This is a genomic window from Bradyrhizobium iriomotense, assembly GCF_018129405.1.
Taxonomy (GTDB): domain Bacteria; phylum Pseudomonadota; class Alphaproteobacteria; order Rhizobiales; family Xanthobacteraceae; genus Bradyrhizobium; species Bradyrhizobium iriomotense_B.
This window is the reverse complement of record NZ_JAFCLP010000006.1, coordinates 188364-210281: the sequence shown is the minus strand read 5'-3', so window position 1 is coordinate 210281 and position 21918 is coordinate 188364. Positions and strand designations below refer to the sequence as shown.

The following is a 21918-nucleotide window of genomic DNA, read 5'->3' as shown; positions in this document are numbered from 1 at the left end:
ACGCGGCGACGCGCGACAGACCTGTCAGCTGTGGAACTTGAGGCCGTCGACGATCTTGTCGATCACCTTGCGCTCGGCGCGCATCGCGATGCCGACGAGATTGAGATCGGCGCGCGCTACCGCCCTCACCGCCTCGCGATTGGCGGCATCATGCGTGGTCTTGAACATGTCCTCGGTGTAGACCGCCGGCTTGACGTTGCGGGTGAGCGCGCGATCGAGCGCGCGCGACAGGGCGGGACCATCGGCGCCGTAAATCAGGATCGGCTGGCCGATCAGCGAGAGATATTTCGTGCTTGAAGCGTCCTCATAGGGCTCGCCGATGCATTCGGGAAACGCAGCCGCGATACCGCTGGTGAGAAAGGCCGCAACGTTGAGCTTCTGCCACGCCTGAAGATCGGTGCGGATCACGACGGCGATCTTGGTATCGAACTGCATGGTTTCCTCGACTGTCATTCCGGGGCGCGCCACTTGGCGCGAGCCCGGAATCCATACTCCCGATAGTGGTTATGGATTCCGGGTTCGATGCTACGCATCGCCCCGGAATGACAGCAAGAGAAATTCAGCCCTTGGCGTCGCAGGCCCAGGCGCGGATCACGCACTCCTTGCCGCCGTACTTGTAGCATTCGCGCGTGGCGGCATTGAGAGAAGCGGAAATCTTCGGCTTGACCGCATAACCATAGGCGCCGCAGGGGTTGGCGAGATCGACCGACATCGCCGCGCAAGCGCGCTTCATCGTCACCGTCGTGCAATCGCCCTTGCACTGCTTCTGCGCCGCGGCGCGGGCCTCGTGCTCGGCGCCGTAGTCAAAGGCCTGGCCATAGGCACCGCACTTGCCGACTGCGAAGGCGCCGGCGGCATGCGCGTGCGTGATGTGACGCGCACCGGCGACACAGACCGACAGCGCAAAGAAAAACATCGCGCAACGGCGCGCGACGACGTTCGAAGCCATGGAAAAACCCCTCACCCCCAAGGCAGGTGGCGGCAACTCTAAGCGGCGGTCGTTTCCAGATGGTGAACGGGTGGTTGAAATCGGGAGGAACGGGAGATGCCGTACGGTGGGCAAAGCGCAGCGTGCCCACCAATTGTCGATCGCAACGAAGAGATGGTGGGCACGGCGCTACGCGCCTTTGCCCACCCTACGGCACCGTCGTTTACGGCACCTTCATCCCCGCCTCGCCGCTTCCAGCGCCTGCGGCGTGTCGATGTCGAGGAAGGCGCTCTCACCGTCGACGGGCACTTCAGCGACTGCCTCGGTGTGTTTGGCGATCAAGTGCCGCGCGCCGACGTCGCCGTCGAGCGTCATCAGCTCCTTGAAGAAGCGGCGCGACCACAGCACGGGGTTGCCGCGGCGGCCCTCGCTGACGGGCACGACGATGAGATTGCCGCGGTCCGGCGCAAAACTGTCGATCAGGCGATCGATCAGGCCGGCATCGATCAGCGGCATGTCGCCGAGGCAAACCAGGGCACCGTCGCAGGTCTCGGGCACAGCCGCGATGCCGGCCTTGACCGAGCTGGCGATGCCGCCGGCGAAATCCGGATTCCTGACGAATTTCACCCTCAGGCCTTCTAGCGCCTGCTCGACCAGCTCGGTCTGATGGCCGGTAACGACGATCACCTCGGATGCTTTCGAAGCTAGCGCCTGCTCGGCCGCGATGCGCACCAGCTTCTTGCCGTCGAGTTCGGCGAGCAGCTTGTTCGGTCCGCCCATACGCGTGGAACGGCCGGCCGCGAGCACGATGGCCGCGACCTGGCTGTTGCCCTCGGTCTCCGGCTGCGCGCGCGGCTGCGGCCGCGTCACGATCTCCATCAAGAGGCCGCCGACGCCCATGCCCATCAGCTCGGACCGCGTCACCTTGATGCCGGCGAGGAGCCGCATCAACACCCAGTCAAACCCGTTCTCGACCGGCGAGCGCGCGCAGCCCGGCGCGCCCAGCACCGGCACATTGCCGGCGCGGGCGATCAGCAAGAGATTGCCGGGATCGACCGGCATGCCGAAATGCTCGATCTCGCCGCCGATGCCGGTGACGGCCGCCGGGATCACGTCACGGCGATCGGCGATCGCGGATGCCCCGAACACGATCACGAGCTCGGCGCCGAGCGCGAGCAATTCCTTGATCGCGGCCGACAGTGCGTGCTCGTCGTGCTGGACCCGCCGCTCGGCGATGATGCTGGCGCCGGCCGGCGCCAGCCGCTCGGCGGTGACGCGCAGGGTCTTGTCGACCACCTTGGACGACAGGCCCGGCAGCAGCGTCGAGACGACGCCGACACACTGGATCACGTAAGGCGCGATTCTGAGCACGTCCTTGCCCGCCGCCTTCACCGCGGCGTCGCGCAAGGTGCCCTCGACGCCGAACGGGATGATCTTGACGGTGCCGACCATCTCGCCCTCGACCACCGGCTTGTAGGCGGTGAGCGTGGCAAAGGTAATGGCCTCGTCGATATTGTTGATGCGGTCAACCGCGGCGCGGTCGATCACCAGCACGCCCGGCTGCGCGGCGAACAGATTGGCGCGGCCGGTGAAGGCGCGCTCGACATGGATGCCCTCGCCGCCGACGGCCAGCGCAATGCTGGCGGCCGCGACGTCCTCGGAGACGTCGCCCGCCTCCATCCGCACCACGACGATGTCCTTGATGCCGGCGCGCTCGAGCGACTCGACCTCGGCAGGTCCGATGGTCGTGCCTTTCTTCAGCACCAGCGGTCCCTGGCGCAGGGTGTGGACGGTCACCCCGCCGATCGCATCCCTGGGGCTCGCCGGGCCGAACTTCATGCCGCTTCTTCTTTTTCTTTGGGAGGCAGGCGGAGCACAGCCGTGATCTCGGCCATGATCGCCACGGCGATCTCGGACGGCGAGACCGCGCCGATCGCAAGGCCAATGGGCGCGTGGATACGCGCGATGTCGCTCTCCTTCGCGCCCTGAGCCCGCAACCGGTCGCCGCGCTTGGCATGCGTCTTCCGCGAGCCGAGCGCGCCGATATAGAAGCAGTTGCGCTCGAAGGCGTGCAGCAGCGCGGGATCGTCGATCTTGGGATCGTGCGTCACGGCGACGAACGCCGTATAGGCGTCGACATTGAGCGGCGGTAGCGCCGTGTCGGGCCACTCGGCGATCAGGGGAATGTCGGGGAAGCGCTCGGGGCTTGCAAACGCGGTGCGGGGATCGACGACGGTGACGTCATAGCCGAGCGAGCGCGCCAGCGGCGCCAGGGCCTGGCTGATATGGACCGCGCCGACGATGACGAGCTTTGCCGTCGGCGCGTAGACGTTGAGGAACAGCTTCTTGCCGCCGGCCTCGACATTGGCGCTCTTGCCCATGCGAAGCTGTTTCTCCAGCTCGGCGCGCAGCGGGTCCTTGGCAAAATCCGCTGATTTCACCAGGCGCTGCTCACCGGTCTCGGTGTCGGTGACCAGGATCACGGGCCGACGCGCGGCGCGCTCGGCATTGAGTTCGTGCAAAATCGCGAGCTTCACGGCTAGCCGACCTTCTCGACGAAGACGCGGATGGTGCCGCCGCAGGACAGCCCGACATTCCAGGCGGTCTCGTCGGCCACGCCAAACTCCAGCATCTTGGGTTTGCCGCTCTCGATCACGTCCATGGCCTCGGTGACCACGGCTCCCTCGACGCAGCCGCCGGAGACGGAGCCCAGGAACGTCCCCTCGTCGTTGATGACGAGGCTCGAGCCCGCCGGGCGGGGCGCCGAGCCCCAGGTCTCGACAACGGTCGCCAACGCAACGCCACGGCCGGCCTTCTGCCAGTCCTCCGCCGCCTTCAGAATGTCCTCGTCGCGATCGAGCATGGCTGGCCTCTCAAGCTGCGGAGCGGATCAGGCTGCGGTGATGCGGCGGCAGCGGCTGGGAGAGCGTCGTGATCAGCTCCTGGATCGAACTCAAATTATGCACGGGCCGGAATTCGTCAACGTGCGGAAGCATCATTTTGATGCCCTGGGCCTTGGCCTCGAAGCCGCCGAACCGCAACAGCGGATTGAGCCAGATCAGCCGCCGGCAGGACCGGTGCAGCCGGTCCATCTCGAAGGCGAGCCTGGAATCGGCCTCCCGCTCCAGCCCGTCGGAGATCAGGAGCACGATGGCGCCCTGGCTGAGCACCCGCCGCGCCCACAATTTGTTGAAGTTATGCAGCGAGGCCGAAATCCGCGTGCCGCCGGCCCAGTCCTCGACCGAGGCCGAGCAGCTCGCCAGCGCCTCGTCGGGATCGCGCTGGCGCAGCGCCCGGGTGACGTTGGTGAGGCGCGTGCCGAACAGGAATACCGAGACCCGCTTTCGCGCATCCGTGATCGCATGCAGGAAGTGCAGGAACAGGCGGGTGTATTCGCTCATCGAGCCCGAGATATCGAGCAGCGCCACGATCGGCGCCGGCTTCTCGATCCGCCCGAGGCGATGGATGTCGATGATGTCGCCGCCGGTGCGTAAAGATGCACGCAGCGTCCGGCGGAGGTCGAGGCGCAGGCCGCGCGCATCAGGCCGGTGCCGGCGCGTCAGGAGCTCGGCCTGCGGCAGGTGCATCCGCTCGATGGCGCGGAGCGCCTCGGTAATCTCCGCCGCGCTCATCTGCGCAAAATCCTTCTTCTGAAGGATCTCCTTGTCGGAGACCGACAGGCGCAGGTCCTGCTCCTGGTGCTGCGGCGTCTCGGTCATGCGCGGCTGCGACATCGCCTCCTGGACGCGACGAGCGCCGGCCTGCGGCTTCTTCTTGGCCTGCTCCGGCAGCGGCACCGAATCCAGCATGTGCTTCCACTCTTCGGAGGCGCGGAAGAACAGGTTGAAGGCCTGCTTGAAGATCAGCGCATGCTCGTGGCGCTTGACGAAGATCGCCTCAAGCGTGGTGAAGACGTCGGAGCGGTTGCCGATGTCGATCACCTGCAGCGCACTCATGGCATCGATGACAGCGCCCGGCCCGACCGGCATGCCGGCAGAGCGCAGCGCGCGGGCGAAGCCGACGATGTTGTCGGCGAACTGCTCGGTCTGCTCGGGGGCAAGATGGTTGATGGCCATGGTCTATCCTCGCTCCGTCATTCCGGGGCGTCGCGAAGCGACGAACCCGGAATCTCGAGGTTGTAGTTCGAGATTCCGGGTTCGCGCTGACGCGCGCCCCGGAATGACGAACTCAATTGACGTGCGTCAATTCTCGCTCGTCGCTTCCTTCAGCACCTTCTGCAGGGTGTCGCCCTGCATGCGGGTGATGTCGTCCTGATACTTGAGCAGCGCGCCCAGCGTGTCGCCGACCACTTGCGGCGTCAGCGAGCGGGCGTCGAGCTCGGACAGGGCGGTGGCCCAGTCGATGGTCTCGGCGACACCAGGCGACTTGTAGAAGTCCTGGTTGCGCAGCGCCTGCACGAAGCGGACGACCTGCTGCGACAGCTTTGCGGAGATACCGGGCACGCGCGTCTTGACGATCGCAAGCTCGCGCTCGGCGGCGGGATAATCCACCCAGTGATAGAGGCAGCGCCGCTTCAGCGCGTCGTGGATCTCGCGGGTGCGGTTGGAGGTGATGATGACGATCGGCGGATGCGGCGCCTTCACGGTGCCGAATTCGGGGATGGTCACCTGGAAGTCACTGAGGATTTCGAGCAGGTAGGCTTCGAACGCCTCGTCGGCGCGGTCGAGCTCGTCGATCAGCAGCACCGGCGGACCGGCAACGTCAGGCTCCAGCGCCTGGAGCAGCGGCCGCTTGATCATGTAGCGATCGGCGAAGATGTCGCTCGAGAGCTGGTCGCGATCGGTGTCGCCGGCGGCTTCCGCCATCCGGATCGCGATCATCTGCGCCGCGCTGTTCCACTCGTAGACCGCGGAGGAGACGTCGAGGCCCTCGTAGCACTGCAGGCGGATCAGCTTCCGCCCGAGCGCCGCGGACAGCACCTTTGCGATCTCGGTCTTGCCGACGCCGGCCTCGCCTTCCAGGAACAGCGGCCGGCCCATGCGCAGCGACAAATAGGCCACCGTCGCCAGCGACCGCTCGGCCAGATAGCCGCGCGAGGTCAACAGTTCGAGCATCGCATCGACCGATGCCGGCAATCCAACTGAAGTATTGGCACCGGAAGTATTGGCCGCTGAAGTCATGAAAGGCCAGTCTCGTTTGCGCCCTCACACGGGGCAGGTATCGGGCCAGTTGATGGCCCGCTTATTCCTTTGCGTTGGCCGCATCGACCGCCCGCCGCGTCAGCACACCGATGAGATGTGCGCGGTATTCGGCGCTGCCATGGATGTCGCTGTTGAGGCCTTCCGCCGGCACGTCGATGCCCTCGAGCACCTTCGAGGAGAAGCGCTTCTTCAGCGCTTCCTCGAATGCGGTGACACGGAACACGCCTTCGGACCCGGCGCCGGTGACGGCGACCCGCACGTCCGACGGACGGCGCGCCACGAACACGCCAACCAGCGCGTAGCGCGAGGCCTGGTTGCGGAATTTGATGTAGGCCGCCTTCTTCGGCAGCGGGAACATCACCTTGGTGATGATCTCGTCGGCTTCGAGCGCGGTCGAGAACAGGCCCTGGAAATACTCCTCGGCCTTGAGGCGGCGCTTGTTGGTGACGATGGTGGCGCCCAGCGCGAGCACCGCAGCCGGATAGTCCGCGGTCGGATCGTTGTTGGCGAGCGAGCCGCCGATCGTGCCCCTGTGGCGCACGGCGGGATCGCCGATCCCGCCGGCAAGGCTCGCCAGCGCCGGGATCGCCTCACCGACGACCGCGGAGGTCGCGACTTCCGCGTGCTTGGCGGTGGCGCCGATCACGAGCGAGCGGCCCTTCATCTCGATCGTGTCGAGCCCTTCGATGTGGGAGAGGTCGACCAGATGCGGCGGGCTTGCGAGGCGCTGCTTCATGACGGGAATCAGCGTGTGGCCGCCGGCGATCACCTTGGCGTCCTCGTTCTTCACCAGCAGGTTGGCCGCCTGGCGCACGGTGCCGGGGCGATGATATTTGAATTCGTACATCTGAATGTCCTGATCGCGGGATGCGCGTTACGCGAGATCGGATTTCGCCATCGCCTTGGCGCCGGCGGAGATCGAGGCGACGATGTTCTGGTAGCCGGTGCAGCGGCAGAGATTGCCTTCCAGCTCCTCGCGGATGGTGTGGTCGTCGAGCTCGTTGCCCTTGCGGTGCACGATGTCGATCGCGGTCATGATCATGCCCGGCGTGCAAAAGCCGCACTGCAGGCCATGGTGCTCGCGGAAGGCTTCCTGCATCGGATGCAGCGGCGCGCCGTCGGCGGCCAGTCCCTCGATCGTCTTGACCTCGTGACCGTCGGCCATCACCGCAAGCGTGGTGCAGGACTTCACGGCCTTGCCGTCGAGATGCACGACGCAGGCGCCGCACTGCGAAGTGTCGCAGCCGACATGGGTGCCGGTCAGGCGCAGATTCTCGCGCAGGAACTGCACCAGAAGCGTGCGGGGATCGACGTTGGCCGTGACAGGATTGCCGTTCACGATGAGGGAGATTTTTGCCATAAGCACTCTCTATCAGCGCCCCGACGGGTCCCGTCGAAGCGGTTCTTATAATTATTCCAACCCATCATATGGGCCATTGTCCCCTTGGGCAACATCACCCCGGACGCAAGCCGCCATGCCGAAAGGCGATAGGTTTCAGCCCTGTACCGCTAGCCCTGTACAGCTTTGGCGAAGTTCGCGAAAAACTCGTCGGCCAGCTTCTTCGCGGCGCCGTTGATCAGGCGCTGTCCGAGCTGCGCCAACTTGCCGCCGATCTGCGCCTCGACATCGTAGGAGAGCAGCGTGCCGCCGTCCTTCTCCGCGAGCTTGACCGCCGCTCCGCCCTTGGCGAAGCCGGCCACCCCGCCCTCGCCTTCGCCCGAGATCTTGTAGCCGTTCGGCGGGTCGAGATCCGAGAGCATCACCTTGCCCTTGAAGCGCGCCGACACCGGCCCGACCTTCATTTTGGCGGTCGCACGGAAGCCGCCGTCCTCGGTCTTCTCCAGCTCCTCGCAGCCGGGGATGCAGGCCTTCAGCACCTCGGGATCGTTGAGCTTGGCCCACACGGCCTCGCGCGTCGCTGCGAGCTGGACTTCGCCGTTCATTGTCATGGCCATGGGCTGCCTCCCGGAATCTCGAACCTGGATCGCGTAACTATAGTGCTGCTCAAGTAACGTACGGAGGCCGCAAAGGAAAGGCCACTCCCGATCACGTGCAATGCATATTCGCAACTGCAAAAAGCTTGCGCGAGCGGATTTGGATTGGCAGAGCCGGGCCATGATGGTTAGGTCCCGCACGATATGAGCACATCCCTCTCCCCCCTGCTCGCGCCGATGCTGTCCAGCGCGGCCATGCGCGCCGTCTGCGACGACCGGTCGACCCTGCAGAACATGCTCGATTTCGAGGCAGCCCTGGCGCGGGCCGAGGCCTCCACGGGCGTGATTCCCGCGGCCGCCGTCGGGCCAATTGAAGCTGCCTGCAAGGCCTCTTCCTTCGACATCGCAGCCCTGGCCGACGCCGCGACGCGATCCGGCAATCTCGCGATTCCCCTGGTGAAGACACTGACCGCCAATGTCGCAAAAGCCGACGCCGAGGCCGCGCGCTACGTGCATTGGGGCGCGACCAGCCAGGACGTCATCGACACCGCAACCATGCTCACCCTGCGCGCCGGCATCGATGCACTCGATGCCGACCTCAGCCGCGCCATCAAGGGTTTTGCTGGGCTCGCCCGCACCCATCGCAACACTGCGATGGTGGCACGGACCTGGCTCCAGCACGCGCTGCCGATGCCGTTCGGGCTCAAGGCTGCCGAATATGCATCGAGCCTCGCCCGCGCCCGCTGCCGCCTGCGGCGGCTGCGCCGCGAGGGGCTCGCGCTGCAATTCGGCGGCGCCGCCGGCACGCTCGCAGCCCTCGGCGACAAGGGGCTCGTCGTTGCGGAAAGATTGGCGCAGGAGCTCGACCTGTCGCTGCCGGAAGCGCCCTGGCACACCCATCGCGACCGCATCGCGGAGGCAGCTTCAAGCTTTGCGATTTTGGCCGGTAGCTGCGGCAAGATCGCGCGCGACGTCTCGCTGCTGATGCAGACCGACGTCGGCGAAGCATTCGAGCCTGCCGGCGAAGGTCGCGGCGGCTCATCGACCATGCCGCACAAGCGCAACCCGGTCGCCGCCGCAAGCGCGCTCGGCGCAGCCACCATGGCGCCACAGCTCGCCGCGACGATTTTTGCCGCCCAAGTGCAGGACCATGAGCGCAGCGCCGGACCCTGGCACGCGGAATGGCCGACACTGCCGCAATTGATGCTGGTCGCCTCCGGCGCGCTCGCGGCAATCGTCGATATCGCCGAGGGCCTCGACGTCGATGCCGCGCGGATGCGCAGCAATCTCGATGCGACGCACGGGTTGATCATGGCCGAGGCCGTCACCTTCGCGCTGGCGGAAAAGATCGGCAAGAGCGATGCGCATCATCTCGTCGAGGCCGCCAGCAAGCGGGCGGTTGCCGAGAAGAAGCATCTGCGCGAGGTGCTGTCAGCCGATTCGCAGGTCACCGCGCATCTGCCGCCGGAAAAAATTGCGGCATTGTTCGAGCCGATGGCCTATCAAGGGGCGTCGCAGGCCCTGATCGACCGCCTGCTCGACAGCCTCGACCGCGAATAGATACGGAGACGCCGCATGCCCATGATCGATGCCGACGGTTGCCTGCTCAACGTCTCCGTCGAAGGCCGCGACGGCGGGCCGACCTTGATGCTCTCGAACTCGCTCGGCTGCACGCTACAGATGTGGGAGCCGCAGATGAAGGCGCTGACGCAGGTGTTCCGCGTCATCCGCTACGACCGCCGCGGCCATGGCAAGTCGAACGTTCCGCCCGGCCCCTACACGATGGAGCGGTTCGGCCGCGACGTGCTCGCGATCCTCGACGACCTCAACATCGAGAAGGTGCATTGGTGCGGCCTGTCGATGGGCGGCATGGTCGGGCAATGGCTGGGCGCCAATGCGCCGGAGCGCCTCGGCAAGCTCATCCTCGCCAACACCTCCTGCTATTACGCCGAGCCGACCAAATGGCTGGAGCGCATCGACGCCGTGAAGAAGGGCGGCATCGCGGCGGTGGCCGATGCCGTGATCGGGGGCTGGCTGACGGCCGATTTCCGCGAGCGCGAGCCTGAGATCACGGCAAAGATGAAGGCGATGCTGCTGGCTTCGCCCGTCGAGGGCTACCTCGCCTGCTGCGAGGCGCTGTCGACGCTCGACCAGCGCGCGCTACTGCCTGACATCAAGAGCCCGACGCTGGTGATCGCCGGCCGTCATGACATGGCAACGCCGATCTCGGCGGCCGAGCTGATCCGCTCGAACATTCCCGGCGCCAGCATGACCATCATCGACGCCGCGCACATTTCCAACGTCGAGCAGCCGCACGCCTTTACGGATGCGGTGGTGGGCTTCTTGACGCAGCGCTAGCCGCGCCCATCGTCATTCCGGGGCGATGCAAAGCATCGAACCCGGAATCTCGATCGGCATTCACAACTTCGAGATTCCGGGTTCGCCTCTTCGAGGCGCCCCGGAATGACTGATCCGGAGAAACACCATGGACGACCAGAAGCGCCGCGATGCCGGCATGAACGTGCGCCGAAAGGTGCTGGGCAACGCCTGGGTCGACAAGTCGATCGCCAACCGCAATGCCTTCAACACCGATTTCCAGGACCTGATCACGCGCTACGCCTGGGGCGAGATCTGGACGCGGCCGCATTTCGACGAGCGCACGCGGCGGGTGCTCGTGATCGGCACCATGGTCGCGCTCGGGCAATGGGACGAATTCCGCCTGCACGTGCGTGCGGCGCTCGCCGAGGGCGGCTTCACGCCCGATGACATCAAGGAAATCCTGCTCCAGCAGGCGATCTATTGCGGCGTGCCGGCGGCGAACCACGCCGTCAAGGAAGCCTCAGCGATTGTGCAGGAGCTCGGCCTGCTCAAGACCTAGCGGCTCAAGACCTAGCGGCTCAAGACTTGGCCGCTCAAGACTTGGCGTCGCGGCGGCCTCGACGGTCTTCGGCGCCGCCTCCGGCCGCTCGATCACCAGGACGATCGCAGCCCCCAGCAGCAGCAGAAGCTCGGTGGCATGCAGGCGGAGGGCGGCCATCTCGCCGACCTTCGAGGCCATGACCATGCTCGCAAACGAGATCAGGCTGCCGATCGCCAGCGCGATGGCGAGCGCCTCGTCACTGCCGCCGTTCCTGCGGGTCCGGGGAATGCACAGCAATGCAAGGTAGATCGCAAAGAACGCCACCACGGTCAGCCGTCCCAGCGCCAGCAGCCAGGCGGCACGCACCGTGTCCATCCCCGCCATCTGGAGATGATCGCTGAGGAACAGCGCCACCGCGACGCTCGGCCGCTCGTAGAGGCCGTGCACCGGTGCAACAAAGATGTTGAAGGCGACCAGCGCCCAGGCCGGGATGAAATAGCCCGCCAGCAGCGCGCCGTTGACCGAACCGATCCGCCAATTCCTGAACATGCCGCTACCCGCTTCGCCTGCCATCCGCCTTCGAGAGGAAGGCTTTGCGGGGAGCTAACTCGCATCGGACTATGGCGGCAATTTAAACCCTTTGTTTACCTTAACTGGCCCCCGCAGACCGTCGTCATTCCGGGATGGTGCGTCAGCACCAGACCCGGAATCTCGAGATTCTCAGGTGCGCAACCGCGCACCATAGCTCGGCTCTTCGAGCCGCCCCGGAATGACGAACCAAGAAGCCCAAAGAAAAAGGCCCCGCCTTTTGGCGGGGCCACTCCTACTCCTGGGCTCCCAAACTATTCGTCCTGATTGCGCTGGCCGCCCTGCTGCTGGCCGGGCCGATCGCCCTGGCGCATCGGGTCCTGCTGCTGCTGTCCGGGTTTCTGGCCGCCGCCCTGCTGCGGGTTACGCTGGCCGGGGTTCTGATTCTGCTGGCCCGGATTCTGGTTCTGCTGCTTCGTCATCGGGGGAAACTCCCTTGTTGGACGTCAGAGAACGGTGATAACGGCGGACCTCGACTTTGGTTGCCCTGGGAACCCGGTTCCTCGCAGGTGCGGAACCCGGAAACGAAAAATGACCTCTGTACAAGACCTTCTGCCGAGGCGTGAGCTGTTGCGGCGGCCAGTTCCCTCCTGTTACAAAACCAGCAGAACGCTCAAGGGCTGCCGGGGCCCGAGAAGAAACTTCAAGCACTCTCTCTCGAAAAGCTCCCTTTGAGCCGCGTCAGGTTTGGTAACGGCAGCCTATGGATTATTTCGCCCAGCAGCTCATCAACGGCCTCGTGCTCGGTTCCATCTACGGCCTGATCGCGATCGGCTACACGATGGTCTACGGCATCGTCGGCATGATCAATTTCGCCCATGGCGACGTCTTCATGATCGGCGGCTTCATCGCCCTGATCACCTTCCTGATCCTGGTTTCGCTCGGCCTCACCGCGATCCCCGTGATCCTGCTCGTGGTGCTGCTGGTGTCGATGGCGATCACCGCGCTCTACGGCTGGACCATCGAGCGGATCGCCTACCGGCCGCTGCGCCATTCCTTCCGCCTCGCCCCGATGCTGTCGGCGATCGGCATGTCCTTCGTGCTGACCAACTACTCTCAGGTGGCGCAGGGCGCCCGGGTCAAGCCGATCCCGCCCTTCATCACCGGGGGCTACACCTTGCATGAGAGCACGGACGGCTTCGTCATCCAGCTCTCCAACATCCAGATCATGGTGGTCGTCACCACCATCGTGCTGCTGGCGATCTTCACCTGGCTGGTGTCGCGCACGCGGCTCGGGCGCGACATGCGCGCCTGCGAGCAGGATCAGACCATGGCGGCACTGCTCGGCGTCGACGTCGACCGCACCATCTCCATGACGTTCGTGATCGGCGCGGCGCTCGCCGCGGTCGCCGGCCTGATGTACCTGCTCTATTACGGCCTGGTCGACTTCTTCATGGGCTTCGTCGCCGGCATCAAGGCGTTCACCGCCGCCGTGCTCGGCGGCATCGGCTCGCTGCCGGGGGCCATGCTCGGGGGTCTTGCGATCGGCCTGATCGAAACGTTCTGGTCGGCCTATTTCTCGGTCGAATACAAGGACGTCGCGGCGTTCTCGATCCTGATCGTCGTGCTGATCTTCATGCCGACCGGCCTGCTCGGCCGTCCCGAAGTCGAAAAAGTCTGACGGGCGCGCGCGTGACGGCTCCCTCGCTCAATACAGCCAAACCTGCAACGGGCATCCCTGCCCTCCTCAAGACCGCCTTCATCAACGCCATCGTCGCGCTGGTGCTGTTCTCGCTGATGGTCGGCATTCGCACCGAGGCAGGCTCCGACGGCCAGCTCACCTATATGACGCGTTTCGGCGAGCTCGCCTCCCTCGTCGGCATCGTGTTCGGCGGCTCGATCGTGATCGAGCTATTGCGGCAGTGGATCGGCCCGACCGGCACCGAGAAGCTGGTGCCGCCGGCGATACAAAGCGGAATGTCGTTCGTCGGCCGCTACCTCGCGCCGGCGCTGCTGATCTTCACGCTGCTGGTACCCGTCTTTTTCTATAACCAGCGCTACATCCTCGATCTCGCGATCCTCGTCCTCACCTATGTGATGCTGGGCTGGGGATTGAACGTGGTGGTCGGGCTCGCCGGCCTGCTCGATCTCGGCTATGTCGCGTTCTATGCGGTGGGCGCCTATTCCTACGCGCTGCTCGCCACCAATTTCGGCTGGTCGTTCTGGGTCTGCCTGCCGCTCGCCGGCATCCTCGCCGCGTTCTGGGGCGTGCTGCTCGGCTTTCCCGTGCTGCGGCTGCGTGGCGACTACCTCGCCATCGTGACGCTGGCCTTCGGCGAGATCATCCGCCTCGTCATCATCAACTGGCAGAGCCTGACCGGAGGCCCGAACGGGGTCCCCGGCATTCCGCGTCCCACCTTCTTCGGCATCCCGCTCGACAACAGCGATGACGGGTTAGCAGCAAAACTCGGCATCGAGTACTCCTCGACCCACCGCATCGTCTTCCTGTTCTACCTGATCCTGGCGCTGGCGCTGCTCACCAATTGGGTGACGATCCGCCTGCGCCGCCTGCCGATCGGCCGCGCCTGGGAGGCGCTGCGCGAGGACGAGGTCGCCTGCCGCGCGCTCGGCATCAACACCACGACGACGAAGCTCACGGCATTTGCGACCGGTGCGATGTTCGGCGGCTTTGCCGGCGCGTTCTTCGCCACCCGCCAGGGCTTCATCAGCCCGGAATCCTTCACCTTCCAGGAATCGGCGCTGGTGCTCGCCATCGTCGTGCTCGGCGGCATGGGCTCGCAGCTCGGCGTCGCTCTTGCCGCGCTCGCCATGATCGGCGGCTTCGAGCTGTTCCGCGGCCTCGAAACCTACCGCATGCTGGTGTTCGGCATGGCCATGGTGCTGATCATGATCTGGCGGCCGCGCGGCCTGATCGGCCATCGTGCCCCGACCGTGTATCTGACCAAGGCGAAGGCGATCTCCTCCGACCTCGTCAAGGAAGGGCACGGATGAGCGGCGACAAGACTAACGACAAGATTCTTGGCGTCGACCGGCTGACCATGCGCTTCGGCGGCATCGTCGCCGTGCAGGACCTCTCCTTCGCCGCCGATCGGAAGAAGATCACCGCGCTGATCGGGCCGAACGGCGCCGGCAAGACCACCGTCTTCAACTGCATCACCGGCTTCTACAAGCCGACCGGCGGCACCATCCGCCTCACCCATGACGACGGCCGGGTCATCGCGCTGGAGCGGCTGAACGATTTTCGTATCGCCAAGCAGGCCAAGGTCGCGCGCACCTTCCAGAACATCCGCCTGTTTCCCGGCATGACCGCGCTGGAAAACCTGATGGTGGCGCAGCACAACGCCTTGATGCGCGCCTCCGGCTTCACCCTGCTCGGCCTCGTCGGCGCGCCCGTGTACCGGGACGCCGAAAAACACGCGATCGACCTCGCCACTGACTGGCTGAGGCGCGTCAACCTGCTCGACCGCGCCGACGATGCCGCCGGCAACCTCGCCTATGGCGATCAGCGCCGGCTCGAGATCGCGCGCGCGATGTGCACCGAGCCCGCGCTTTTGTGCCTCGACGAGCCCGCCGCCGGCCTCAACGCGCGCGAGAGCGCCGCTCTGAGCGAGCTGCTGCTCTCGATTCGCAACGATGGCACCTCGATCCTGCTGATCGAGCACGACATGTCGGTGGTGATGGAGATCTCCGACCACATCGTGGTGATGGACCACGGGGTGAAGATCGCACAAGGCACGCCGCGCGAGGTCCGCGACGATCCCAAGGTGATCGCCGCCTATCTCGGCACCGACGAGGACGAGGCGGTGGCCGTGATGGAGGGCGGGACGTGACGGCGGCCCCCACTCCCCTGCTCGCGATCCGGTCCTTGCGCGCCGCCTACGGCAAGATCGAGGCGCTCAAGGGCGTCGATGTCGAGATCAATGCCGGCGAGATCGTGGCGCTGATCGGCGCCAATGGTGCCGGCAAGTCGACGCTGATGATGACGATCTTCGGCAAGCCGCGGGCCCGCGCCGGCCAGATCCTGTACGAAGGCCGCGACATCACCGACGTCCCGACCCACGAGATCGCGCATTTGCGCATCGCGCAATCGCCGGAGGGCCGCCGCATCTTCCCGCGCATGAGCGTCGCGGAAAACCTCCAGATGGGGGCCGATGCGACCGGATGCACCGAGGCGGAGCGCGAGGCGACGCTGCAGCGCGTCTTCGCGCTGTTTCCGCGGCTGAAGGAACGCTACGCCCAGCGTGGCGGAACCCTGTCCGGCGGCGAGCAGCAGATGCTGGCGATCGGCCGTGCCCTGATGAGCCGTCCCCGCCTGCTGCTGCTCGACGAGCCCTCGCTCGGGCTCGCGCCGCTGATCGCCCGCCAGATTTTCGACGCGATCCGCACCCTGAACCGGCAGGACGGCCTGACCGTCCTGATCGTCGAGCAGAACGCCAACCATGCGCTCAAGCTCGCCCACCGCGGCTATGTCATGGTCAATGGCCTGATCACGCTGGCCGGGACCGGCGCCGAGTTGCTGCAGCGCCCTGAGATTCGCGCCGCCTATCTGGAAGGCGGCCGGCACGGCTGAGTGCGGCCATCTGCAGCGCAATGTGGCGAGATATCTCCGCCAATGCCCGTATTTTGCCGGTGACTTCTCCTCGAATTCATTCAAGAATGGCGCCGGTTTGGACCGGGCATGCCCGGCGACTTCCACAGGCGACCACCCGCGAGGTATCTCATGAAATCACTGAAGCTCATCGGTCTGGCATTCGGCGCGTCGATCGCGCTGTCGAGCGCGGCATTCGCGCAGGATGTCACCATCGCAGTCGCAGGCCCGATGACCGGCGGCGAGTCCGCCTTCGGCCGCCAGATGAAGAACGGCGCCGAGATGGCGGTGGCCGATATCAACGCCGCCGGCGGCGTCAACGGCAAGAAGCTTGCGCTCTCCGTCGAGGACGATGCCTGCGACCCGAAGCAGGCCCGCTCGATCGCCGAGAAGATCGCCGGCGCCAAGATCCCCTTCGTCGCCGGGCACTATTGCTCGTCGTCGTCGATCCCCGCCTCCGAGGCCTATGCGGACGGCAACGTCCTTCAGATCACCCCGGCCTCGACCAACCCGCTCTTCACCGAGCGCAAGCTCTGGAACGTGGCGCGCGTCTGCGGCCGTGACGATCAGCAGGGCCTGATCGCGGCGCAGTACATTGCCAAGAACTTCAAGGGCAAGAACATCGCGATCCTCAACGACAAGACCACCTACGGCAAGGGTCTTGCGGACGAGACCAAGAAAGCGCTCAACAAGGCCGGCATCACCGAGAAGATGTACGAGTCCTATAACAAGGGCGACAAGGACTTCAACGCGATCGTCTCTCGCCTCAAGCGCGACAACATCGACCTCGTCTATGTCGGCGGCTACCATCAGGAGAGCGGCCTGATCCTGCGTCAGATGCGCGACCAGGGCCTCAAGACGGTGCTGATGGCCGGCGACGCGCTCGCCGACAAGGAGTACGCCTCCATCACCGGCCCCGCCGGCGAAGGCACCCTGTTCACCTTCGGCCCCGATCCGCGCAACAAGCCGACCGCCAAGAAGATCGTCGATGCCTTCAAGGCCAAGAACATCGACCCCGAAGGCTATACGCTCTACACCTACGCGGCGATGCAGGTGTGGTCGCAGGCGGTCAAGAAGGCCGGCACCACCGACGCGAAGAAGGTCATGGAGGCGATGAAGGCCGGCAAGTGGGACACCGTGATCGGCCCGATCGAGTATGATGCCAAGGGCGACATCAAGCAGATCGATTACGTCGTCTACAAGTGGGATGCCAAGGGCGGCTACGCCGAGATCAAGGGCAACGGCACCTAACGCGCTTGCGGGGCCTCAGGCTACCATCCAACCCTCATCACGCCCCGGCTTGCCCCGGGGCGTTTCTTCTTGCGCCAAAGTCAGACGGCGGCGGGCAGCTCGCCGCCGGCCGCCGCCTGGGCCATCCGCAGTGCCTGCAGGAGGTCGTTCGGCCGAAACGGCTTTTGCAGGCAGACCACATTGGCGAGGTGAGGCGCTTGGTCCAGAAAATCGAGCGTCGTCATCCCGGACACCGCAATGATGGGAAGTCCCGGCACACGCTCGCGCAGGCTGGCGATGACGTCGACGCCGCTGGTGTCGCCGAGGAAGATATCGACGATTGCCGCGTCACACGGGCTTTCCGCAAAGGCTATCAGCCCGGCGGCGCCGCTTTCGGCCTCCACGACCTCGAAACGATTGACCCGAAGCACGATCGCGACCATGGCGCGAACGTCCTTCTGGTCGTCGATGATGAGAACGCGGGGCATAGGGAACTACTCCCGGATATCGAGATCAAATCGAATGATTCAAACCTGGAACCCACCACGGCGGAAGGGCATTATGGCACCGTCCAGTAAAGCGCATCTTACCCGCCCCTATTCCGCGTCCCCACCAAAATTAAGTAAGCTGTAACCTTCGGTTGAGTCGCGGCCGAAAAGGTCCAGGATAGAGCCTATAACCCGCTACCATAGAGGTGGCCCACGGCAATCCGAATGACGTCGACGACGATGGCGAAGACCGGTCTGCGAGAGGTGGACGTGCCCGCAACGATCGACCGAAGCACATTCCTTTCGACCCTGCCGGCCACCTCGACCGACCGCACCGCCGCATTGGCGATCGTTGGCGTGTCCGCGATCCTGTTCGCGCTGGCCGTCCCCTTCGCAGGTATCCCGCTCCTGCCAGTCCCGGCGTTTGTCGCGAGCTATCAATCCGCCCTCGCCGTCAGCGACATCGTCACCGCGGTGCTGCTGCTGTCGCAGTTTTCGGTCTTGCGGACCCGCGCGCTGCTGTGGCTCGCCACCGGCTATCTGTTCACCGCCGCCGCCGCGCTGGTCCATGCCCTCACCTTCCCCGGCCTGTTCACGCCGACCGGGCTTTTCGGCGCAGGCCGGCAGACCACGGTCTGGCTCTACATGATCTGGCACGCCGGCTTCCCGCTCTGCGTGCTGGGCTATGCCTGGTTGAAGGAGGCCGATGGCGGCGCCAGGATCCGCGGCACGACGGCCGGCGCGATCTGCACCATCGTGTTCGGCGTCATCGCCGCCATGGCCGTCTTCGCCTGGATCGTCACCGTTCAGCACGACCTGCTCCCGGTCCTGCTGCGCGATGGCCGCTACACGCCGACCATGATCGGCGTCGTGTCCTTTGTGTGGTCGCTGAGCTTTGCCGCACTCGTTTCGCTGTGGTTTCGCAAGCCACATTCCGTGATCGACATCTGGCTCATGGTCGTGATGTGCGCCTGGCTGTTCGACATCGCGCTCTCGGCGATCGTGAACGTCGCGCGCTTCGATCTCGGCTTCTATGCCGGCCGCCTCTACGGCCTCTGTTCGGCGACGTTCGTGCTCGCGGTGCTCCTGGTCGAGAACGTCCGTCTCCAGGCCCAGACGGCTGGCATGGTCGGCGCATTGAAACGCCGATCGGACGCCGAGCGCGACTATCACGCCGAGCGCGAGCGGCTGTTCACCGCCGTCGTCGAATCCTCCAACGACGCCATCATCACCAAGTCGCTCGACGGCACGATCACGACCTGGAACCACGCGGCCGAGCGCGTCTTCGGCTACTCCGCCAGCGAGGCGGTCGGCCGCTCCATCGACATCATCATGCCGGACGACCAGCGGGAAGACATCGCCGAGAACCTGGCGCGCACCCGCAATGGCGAGGTCATCGACCAGCAGGAGGCGGTGCGGCTGCACAAGAACGGTCAACCGATCGACGTGGTGCTGAGCCAGGTCCCGCTGCGATCGACCGACGGCAAGATCATCGGCGCCTCCAAGGTGGCCCGCGACGTGACGGAGCGGAAGCGAGCCGAGATGGCTCTCAATCGGGAGATCGAGGAGCGCCAGCGCATCTTCGAGACCTCGCAGGACCTGATCCTGGTCACCGACGGTTTTGGCAATTTCATCCAGGTCAGTCCCAGCGTGAAGGACATCCTGGGCTTCGGCCCGGAGGACATGGTCGGGCACAGCGCGATCGAGTTCATCCACCCCGACGACCTCGACAAGACCCGGGGCGAGATGCGCGCAGCGCGGCGCGGCGCCGTCAAGCGCAGCTTCGAGGCGCGCTACTACCACCGTGACGGTCACGAGGTCACACTGAACTGGATGGGCACCTGGTCCGAGCCCGTGAAACGCCATTTCTTCATCGGCCGCGACCTCACCGAGAAGCAGGCTGCCGAAGCCCAGCTCAGGCAGGTCCAGAAGATGGACTCCATCGGCCAGCTCACCGGAGGCGTCGCCCACGACTTCAACAACGTGCTGACCGTCATCACCGGCACGATCGGCATCCTGGCGGATGCCGTGGCCGACCGGCCGGAGCTTGCCGCCATCACCAAGCTGATCGACGATGCAGCCGAGCGCGGCGCGCAACTGACCAAGCATCTGCTCGCCTTCGCCCGCAAGCAGCCGCTCCAGCCGCGCGAGATCGATGTCAATGCGCTGGCGCTCGAGGCCGCCAAGCTCTTGCATCCGACGCTGGGCGAGCAGATCACCATCATGCCGCAGCTCACCGAGGATGCCTGGCCGACGCTGGTCGACCCGGGCCAGCTCTCCACCGCGATCCTCAATCTGGCGCTGAACGCGCGCGATGCCATGCCCGATGGCGGCACCCTGGTGCTGGAGACCCGCAACGTCTTCCTCGACGACGGCTATGCCAGCATGAACCCCGACGTCACCGCCGGCAATTACGTGATGATCGCGGTCAGCGATACCGGCAGCGGCATCCCGGCCGATCTGATCGATCGGGTGTTCGACCCGTTCTTCACAACGAAGGAGGTCGGCAAGGGCACCGGCCTCGGGCTCAGCATGGTGTTCGGCTTCGTCAAGCAGTCCGGCGGACACATCAAGATCTACAGCGAGGAAGGCCACGGCACGAGCGTGAAGATCTACCTGCCGCGCTCGACCGGCGTGCAGGAGACCGAATTCGAGGCGCTGCAAAACGTCCCCATCGCCGGCGGCGACGAGAAGATCCTGATCGTCGAGGACGACGCCCTGGTGCGGCAATATGTGGTGACCCAGGTCAAGAGCCTCGGCTATGCCGCGCTGGAAGCCGCCAACGCGGCCGAAGCCCTCACCATCATCGACGCCGACAAGAACATCGACCTGCTCTTCACCGACATCATCATGCCGGGGGCCATGAACGGCCGCCAGCTCGCCGACGAGGCAGCCCGCCGCCGCCCCGACCTGAAGACGCTGTTCACCTCGGGCTACACCGAGAACGCCATCGTCCATCACGGCAGGCTGGATTCCGGCGTGCTGCTGCTCGCGAAGCCCTACCGCAAGTCCGAGCTTGCCAAGATGCTCAGGACCGCGCTCGCCAGTTGAGCCGGCGGTATCGGTGCGCTATCGCTGACACCAGCAGCGCATGGAGTGCCGCCCTTGAAAAACCTTCTCACCGACATCGCCGGCGTCCGCGTCGGCCATGCCGAGGACGCCAAAGTCGCCTCCGGCACGACCGCGATCATTTTCGACCAGCCCGCGGTCGCGGCGATCGACGTCCGAGGCGGCGGCCCCGGCACGCGCGAGGACGCACTGCTGGATCTCGCCAACACCGTCGAGCGCGTCGACGCGATCGCGCTGTCGGGCGGCTCGGCCTTCGGCCTCGATACCGGCGGCGGCGTGCAGGCCTGGCTCGCCGAGCAGGGCCGCGGCCACCGGGTTCGCGAAGCGCTGATCCCGATCGTGCCGGGCGCGATCCTGTTCGACCTCCTCAATGGCGGCGACAAGGCCTGGGGGCGCTTCTCGCCCTATCGCGACCTCGGCTACGCCGCCGCCGCCGCCGCCGCCGCCGCCGGCACGGACTTCGCACTCGGCAGCGTCGGCGCGGGACTCGGTGCCACCACCGCGACGTTCAAGGGCGGGCTCGGCTCGGCCTCGGCGGTCACGCCTGACGGCGTGAAGGTCGCGGCGATCGTCGCCGTAAACGCGGTCGGCAGTGTCACCGTCGGCGACGGGCCGTGGTTCTGGGCGGCGCCGTTCGAGCTGGGCGGCGAATTCGGTGGACGCGGCCTGCCCGACAAGTTCACCGACGACATGCTGCGCATGCGCATCAAGGGCGGTCCCGCGGCGACCGCGCGCGAAAACACCACCATCGGCGCCGTCGTCACCGACGCGGTGCTGACCAAGCCCCAGGCCAAGCGGCTGGCGATGATCGCGCACACCGGCTTTGCCCGCGCGATCTATCCGGTGCATGCACCGACCGACGGCGACGTGCTGTTCGCGGCTGCGACCGGCGAGAAGCCGATCGAGCCGCTGGCCGGCCTCACCGAGCTCGGCACGGTCGCAGCCAATGTGGTCGCGCGCGCGATCGCCCGCGGCGTCTACAGCGCGGCGGCGCTGCCATTCCCCGGCGCGCAGTTGGCGTGGCGGGATCGGTTTGGCGCGTAGTGGGCGCACGTCTCCCACCACACGTCGCGCGTCATCGCCCGGCGAAGACCGGGCGATCCAGTATT

The 21918-nt window shown here is 65.8% G+C and carries 23 protein-coding genes; 10 read left to right on the top strand and 13 right to left on the bottom strand.

Annotated elements, in window-relative coordinates:
* Window positions 1–24: 24 nt before the first annotated feature.
* From JQ592_RS16165 to JQ592_RS16120, 10 genes are all read right to left on the bottom strand, one after another.
* On the bottom strand, window positions 25–435 hold the full coding sequence (locus JQ592_RS16165) for a DUF2000 family protein (protein WP_211403930.1): 411 nt from the start codon (window positions 433–435) through the stop codon (window positions 25–27).
* 124 nt (window positions 436–559) lie between these two features.
* Window positions 560–949 (bottom strand): DUF4189 domain-containing protein, encoded by a 390-nt coding sequence (locus JQ592_RS16160; protein WP_211403816.1) that lies wholly within the window; start codon window positions 947–949, stop codon window positions 560–562.
* Between the two features lie 213 nt (window positions 950–1162).
* The gene (locus JQ592_RS16155) at window positions 1163–2767 is read right to left on the bottom strand and encodes an NTP transferase domain-containing protein (RefSeq protein ID WP_211403815.1); all 1605 of its coding nucleotides are present in this window, start codon (window positions 2765–2767) and stop codon (window positions 1163–1165) included.
* A complete protein-coding gene (locus JQ592_RS16150) occupies window positions 2764–3465 on the bottom strand; it encodes an XdhC family protein (protein WP_211403814.1) in 702 nt (233 codons plus the stop codon). Before JQ592_RS16150 ends, JQ592_RS16155 begins: the two co-directional genes overlap by 4 nt.
* Window positions 3466–3467: 2 nt before the next feature.
* A complete protein-coding gene (locus JQ592_RS16145; RefSeq protein ID WP_008564652.1) occupies window positions 3468–3791 on the bottom strand; it encodes an XdhC family protein in 324 nt (107 codons plus the stop codon).
* Between the two features lie 10 nt (window positions 3792–3801).
* A complete protein-coding gene (locus tag JQ592_RS16140) occupies window positions 3802–5004 on the bottom strand; it encodes a vWA domain-containing protein (RefSeq protein ID WP_211403813.1) in 1203 nt (400 codons plus the stop codon).
* 126 nt (window positions 5005–5130) lie between these two features.
* On the bottom strand, window positions 5131–6069 hold the full coding sequence (locus tag JQ592_RS16135; RefSeq protein ID WP_211403812.1) for an AAA family ATPase: 939 nt from the start codon (window positions 6067–6069) through the stop codon (window positions 5131–5133).
* Window positions 6070–6130: 61 nt separating this feature from the next.
* Window positions 6131–6937, bottom strand: coding sequence for an FAD binding domain-containing protein (locus tag JQ592_RS16130; RefSeq protein WP_211403811.1), 807 nt, complete (start codon window positions 6935–6937; stop codon window positions 6131–6133).
* Between the two features lie 27 nt (window positions 6938–6964).
* Window positions 6965–7450 carry a (2Fe-2S)-binding protein gene (locus JQ592_RS16125; protein ID WP_008137528.1) on the bottom strand — a complete coding sequence of 162 codons (486 nt, stop codon included), beginning with the start codon at window positions 7448–7450 and terminating at the stop codon, window positions 6965–6967.
* Window positions 7451–7599: 149 nt separating this feature from the next.
* Window positions 7600–8046, bottom strand: a complete 447-nt coding sequence (locus JQ592_RS16120; protein ID WP_211403810.1) for an SRPBCC family protein — start codon at window positions 8044–8046, stop codon at window positions 7600–7602.
* Window positions 8047–8229: 183 nt separating this feature from the next.
* On the opposite strand from JQ592_RS16120, the gene JQ592_RS16115 reads away from it, so the two are divergent.
* The 3 genes from JQ592_RS16115 (at window position 8230) to JQ592_RS16105 (ending at window position 10903) form a co-directional block, all read left to right on the top strand.
* Complete coding sequence (locus tag JQ592_RS16115; RefSeq protein ID WP_211403809.1) at window positions 8230–9585, top strand: 3-carboxy-cis,cis-muconate cycloisomerase; 1356 nt, start codon at window positions 8230–8232, stop codon at window positions 9583–9585.
* Between the two features lie 15 nt (window positions 9586–9600).
* Window positions 9601–10383, top strand: a complete 783-nt coding sequence (gene pcaD, locus JQ592_RS16110; protein WP_211403808.1) for a 3-oxoadipate enol-lactonase — start codon at window positions 9601–9603, stop codon at window positions 10381–10383.
* Window positions 10384–10510: 127 nt separating this feature from the next.
* Window positions 10511–10903 carry a carboxymuconolactone decarboxylase family protein gene (locus tag JQ592_RS16105; protein ID WP_024340834.1) on the top strand — a complete coding sequence of 131 codons (393 nt, stop codon included), beginning with the start codon at window positions 10511–10513 and terminating at the stop codon, window positions 10901–10903.
* On the opposite strand, the gene JQ592_RS16100 is transcribed toward JQ592_RS16105, so the two are convergent.
* Both JQ592_RS16100 and JQ592_RS16095 read right to left on the bottom strand, forming a co-directional pair.
* On the bottom strand, window positions 10865–11434 hold the full coding sequence (locus JQ592_RS16100) for a hypothetical protein (protein ID WP_246820455.1): 570 nt from the start codon (window positions 11432–11434) through the stop codon (window positions 10865–10867). The two genes, JQ592_RS16105 and JQ592_RS16100, sit on opposite strands and share 39 nt — an antisense overlap.
* 293 nt (window positions 11435–11727) lie before the next feature.
* Window positions 11728–11895 carry a hypothetical protein gene (locus JQ592_RS16095; protein WP_211403806.1) on the bottom strand — a complete coding sequence of 56 codons (168 nt, stop codon included), beginning with the start codon at window positions 11893–11895 and terminating at the stop codon, window positions 11728–11730.
* A gap of 281 nt (window positions 11896–12176) precedes the next feature.
* Between JQ592_RS16095 and JQ592_RS16090 the strand changes: the two genes are divergently transcribed.
* From JQ592_RS16090 to JQ592_RS16070, 5 genes are all read left to right on the top strand, one after another.
* Window positions 12177–13094 (top strand): ABC transporter permease subunit, encoded by a 918-nt coding sequence (locus tag JQ592_RS16090; protein ID WP_211403805.1) that lies wholly within the window; start codon window positions 12177–12179, stop codon window positions 13092–13094.
* A gap of 11 nt (window positions 13095–13105) precedes the next feature.
* The gene (gene livM, locus JQ592_RS16085) at window positions 13106–14425 is read left to right on the top strand and encodes a high-affinity branched-chain amino acid ABC transporter permease LivM (RefSeq protein ID WP_211403804.1); all 1320 of its coding nucleotides are present in this window, start codon (window positions 13106–13108) and stop codon (window positions 14423–14425) included.
* Window positions 14422–15264, top strand: coding sequence for an ABC transporter ATP-binding protein (locus JQ592_RS16080; RefSeq protein WP_211403803.1), 843 nt, complete (start codon window positions 14422–14424; stop codon window positions 15262–15264). Before livM ends, JQ592_RS16080 begins: the two co-directional genes overlap by 4 nt.
* Complete coding sequence (locus JQ592_RS16075) at window positions 15261–16004, top strand: ABC transporter ATP-binding protein (protein ID WP_211403802.1); 744 nt, start codon at window positions 15261–15263, stop codon at window positions 16002–16004. Before JQ592_RS16080 ends, JQ592_RS16075 begins: the two co-directional genes overlap by 4 nt.
* Before the next feature lie 150 nt (window positions 16005–16154).
* A complete protein-coding gene (locus JQ592_RS16070; RefSeq protein ID WP_211403801.1) occupies window positions 16155–17273 on the top strand; it encodes a branched-chain amino acid ABC transporter substrate-binding protein in 1119 nt (372 codons plus the stop codon).
* Between the two features lie 80 nt (window positions 17274–17353).
* On the opposite strand, the gene JQ592_RS16065 is transcribed toward JQ592_RS16070, so the two are convergent.
* Window positions 17354–17740 carry a response regulator gene (locus JQ592_RS16065; RefSeq protein ID WP_211403800.1) on the bottom strand — a complete coding sequence of 129 codons (387 nt, stop codon included), beginning with the start codon at window positions 17738–17740 and terminating at the stop codon, window positions 17354–17356.
* Window positions 17741–17965: 225 nt separating this feature from the next.
* Between JQ592_RS16065 and JQ592_RS16060 the strand changes: the two genes are divergently transcribed.
* Together JQ592_RS16060 and JQ592_RS16055 are read left to right on the top strand one after the other, a co-directional pair.
* The gene (locus JQ592_RS16060) at window positions 17966–20791 is read left to right on the top strand and encodes a PAS domain S-box protein (protein ID WP_211403799.1); all 2826 of its coding nucleotides are present in this window, start codon (window positions 17966–17968) and stop codon (window positions 20789–20791) included.
* Window positions 20792–20845: 54 nt separating this feature from the next.
* Window positions 20846–21853 carry a P1 family peptidase gene (locus tag JQ592_RS16055; RefSeq protein WP_211403798.1) on the top strand — a complete coding sequence of 336 codons (1008 nt, stop codon included), beginning with the start codon at window positions 20846–20848 and terminating at the stop codon, window positions 21851–21853.
* Window positions 21854–21918: the final 65 nt, after the last annotated feature.

Bases quoted from the DNA above. Each gene is read 5' to 3' on its own strand.
- JQ592_RS16165 (WP_211403930.1), bottom strand. From the start codon at position 435: ATGCAGTTCGATACCAAGATCGCCGTCGTGATCCGCACCGATCTTCAG.
- JQ592_RS16160 (WP_211403816.1), bottom strand. From the start codon at position 949: ATGGCTTCGAACGTCGTCGCGCGCCGTTGCGCGATGTTTTTCTTTGCG.
- JQ592_RS16155 (WP_211403815.1), bottom strand. From the start codon at position 2,767: ATGAAGTTCGGCCCGGCGAGCCCCAGGGATGCGATCGGCGGGGTGACC.
- JQ592_RS16145 (WP_008564652.1), bottom strand. From the start codon at position 3,791: ATGCTCGATCGCGACGAGGACATTCTGAAGGCGGCGGAGGACTGGCAG.
- JQ592_RS16140 (WP_211403813.1), bottom strand. From the start codon at position 5,004: ATGGCCATCAACCATCTTGCCCCCGAGCAGACCGAGCAGTTCGCCGAC.
- JQ592_RS16135 (WP_211403812.1), bottom strand. From the start codon at position 6,069: ATGACTTCAGCGGCCAATACTTCCGGTGCCAATACTTCAGTTGGATTG.
- JQ592_RS16130 (WP_211403811.1), bottom strand. From the start codon at position 6,937: ATGTACGAATTCAAATATCATCGCCCCGGCACCGTGCGCCAGGCGGCC.
- JQ592_RS16125 (WP_008137528.1), bottom strand. From the start codon at position 7,450: ATGGCAAAAATCTCCCTCATCGTGAACGGCAATCCTGTCACGGCCAAC.
- JQ592_RS16120 (WP_211403810.1), bottom strand. From the start codon at position 8,046: ATGGCCATGACAATGAACGGCGAAGTCCAGCTCGCAGCGACGCGCGAG.
- JQ592_RS16115 (WP_211403809.1), top strand. From the start codon at position 8,230: ATGAGCACATCCCTCTCCCCCCTGCTCGCGCCGATGCTGTCCAGCGCG.
- pcaD (WP_211403808.1), top strand. From the start codon at position 9,601: ATGCCCATGATCGATGCCGACGGTTGCCTGCTCAACGTCTCCGTCGAA.
- JQ592_RS16105 (WP_024340834.1), top strand. From the start codon at position 10,511: ATGGACGACCAGAAGCGCCGCGATGCCGGCATGAACGTGCGCCGAAAG.
- JQ592_RS16100 (WP_246820455.1), bottom strand. From the start codon at position 11,434: ATGTTCAGGAATTGGCGGATCGGTTCGGTCAACGGCGCGCTGCTGGCG.
- JQ592_RS16095 (WP_211403806.1), bottom strand. From the start codon at position 11,895: ATGACGAAGCAGCAGAACCAGAATCCGGGCCAGCAGAATCAGAACCCC.
- JQ592_RS16090 (WP_211403805.1), top strand. From the start codon at position 12,177: ATGGATTATTTCGCCCAGCAGCTCATCAACGGCCTCGTGCTCGGTTCC.
- JQ592_RS16080 (WP_211403803.1), top strand. From the start codon at position 14,422: ATGAGCGGCGACAAGACTAACGACAAGATTCTTGGCGTCGACCGGCTG.
- JQ592_RS16070 (WP_211403801.1), top strand. From the start codon at position 16,155: ATGAAATCACTGAAGCTCATCGGTCTGGCATTCGGCGCGTCGATCGCG.
- JQ592_RS16065 (WP_211403800.1), bottom strand. From the start codon at position 17,740: ATGCCCCGCGTTCTCATCATCGACGACCAGAAGGACGTTCGCGCCATG.
- JQ592_RS16060 (WP_211403799.1), top strand. From the start codon at position 17,966: ATGACGTCGACGACGATGGCGAAGACCGGTCTGCGAGAGGTGGACGTG.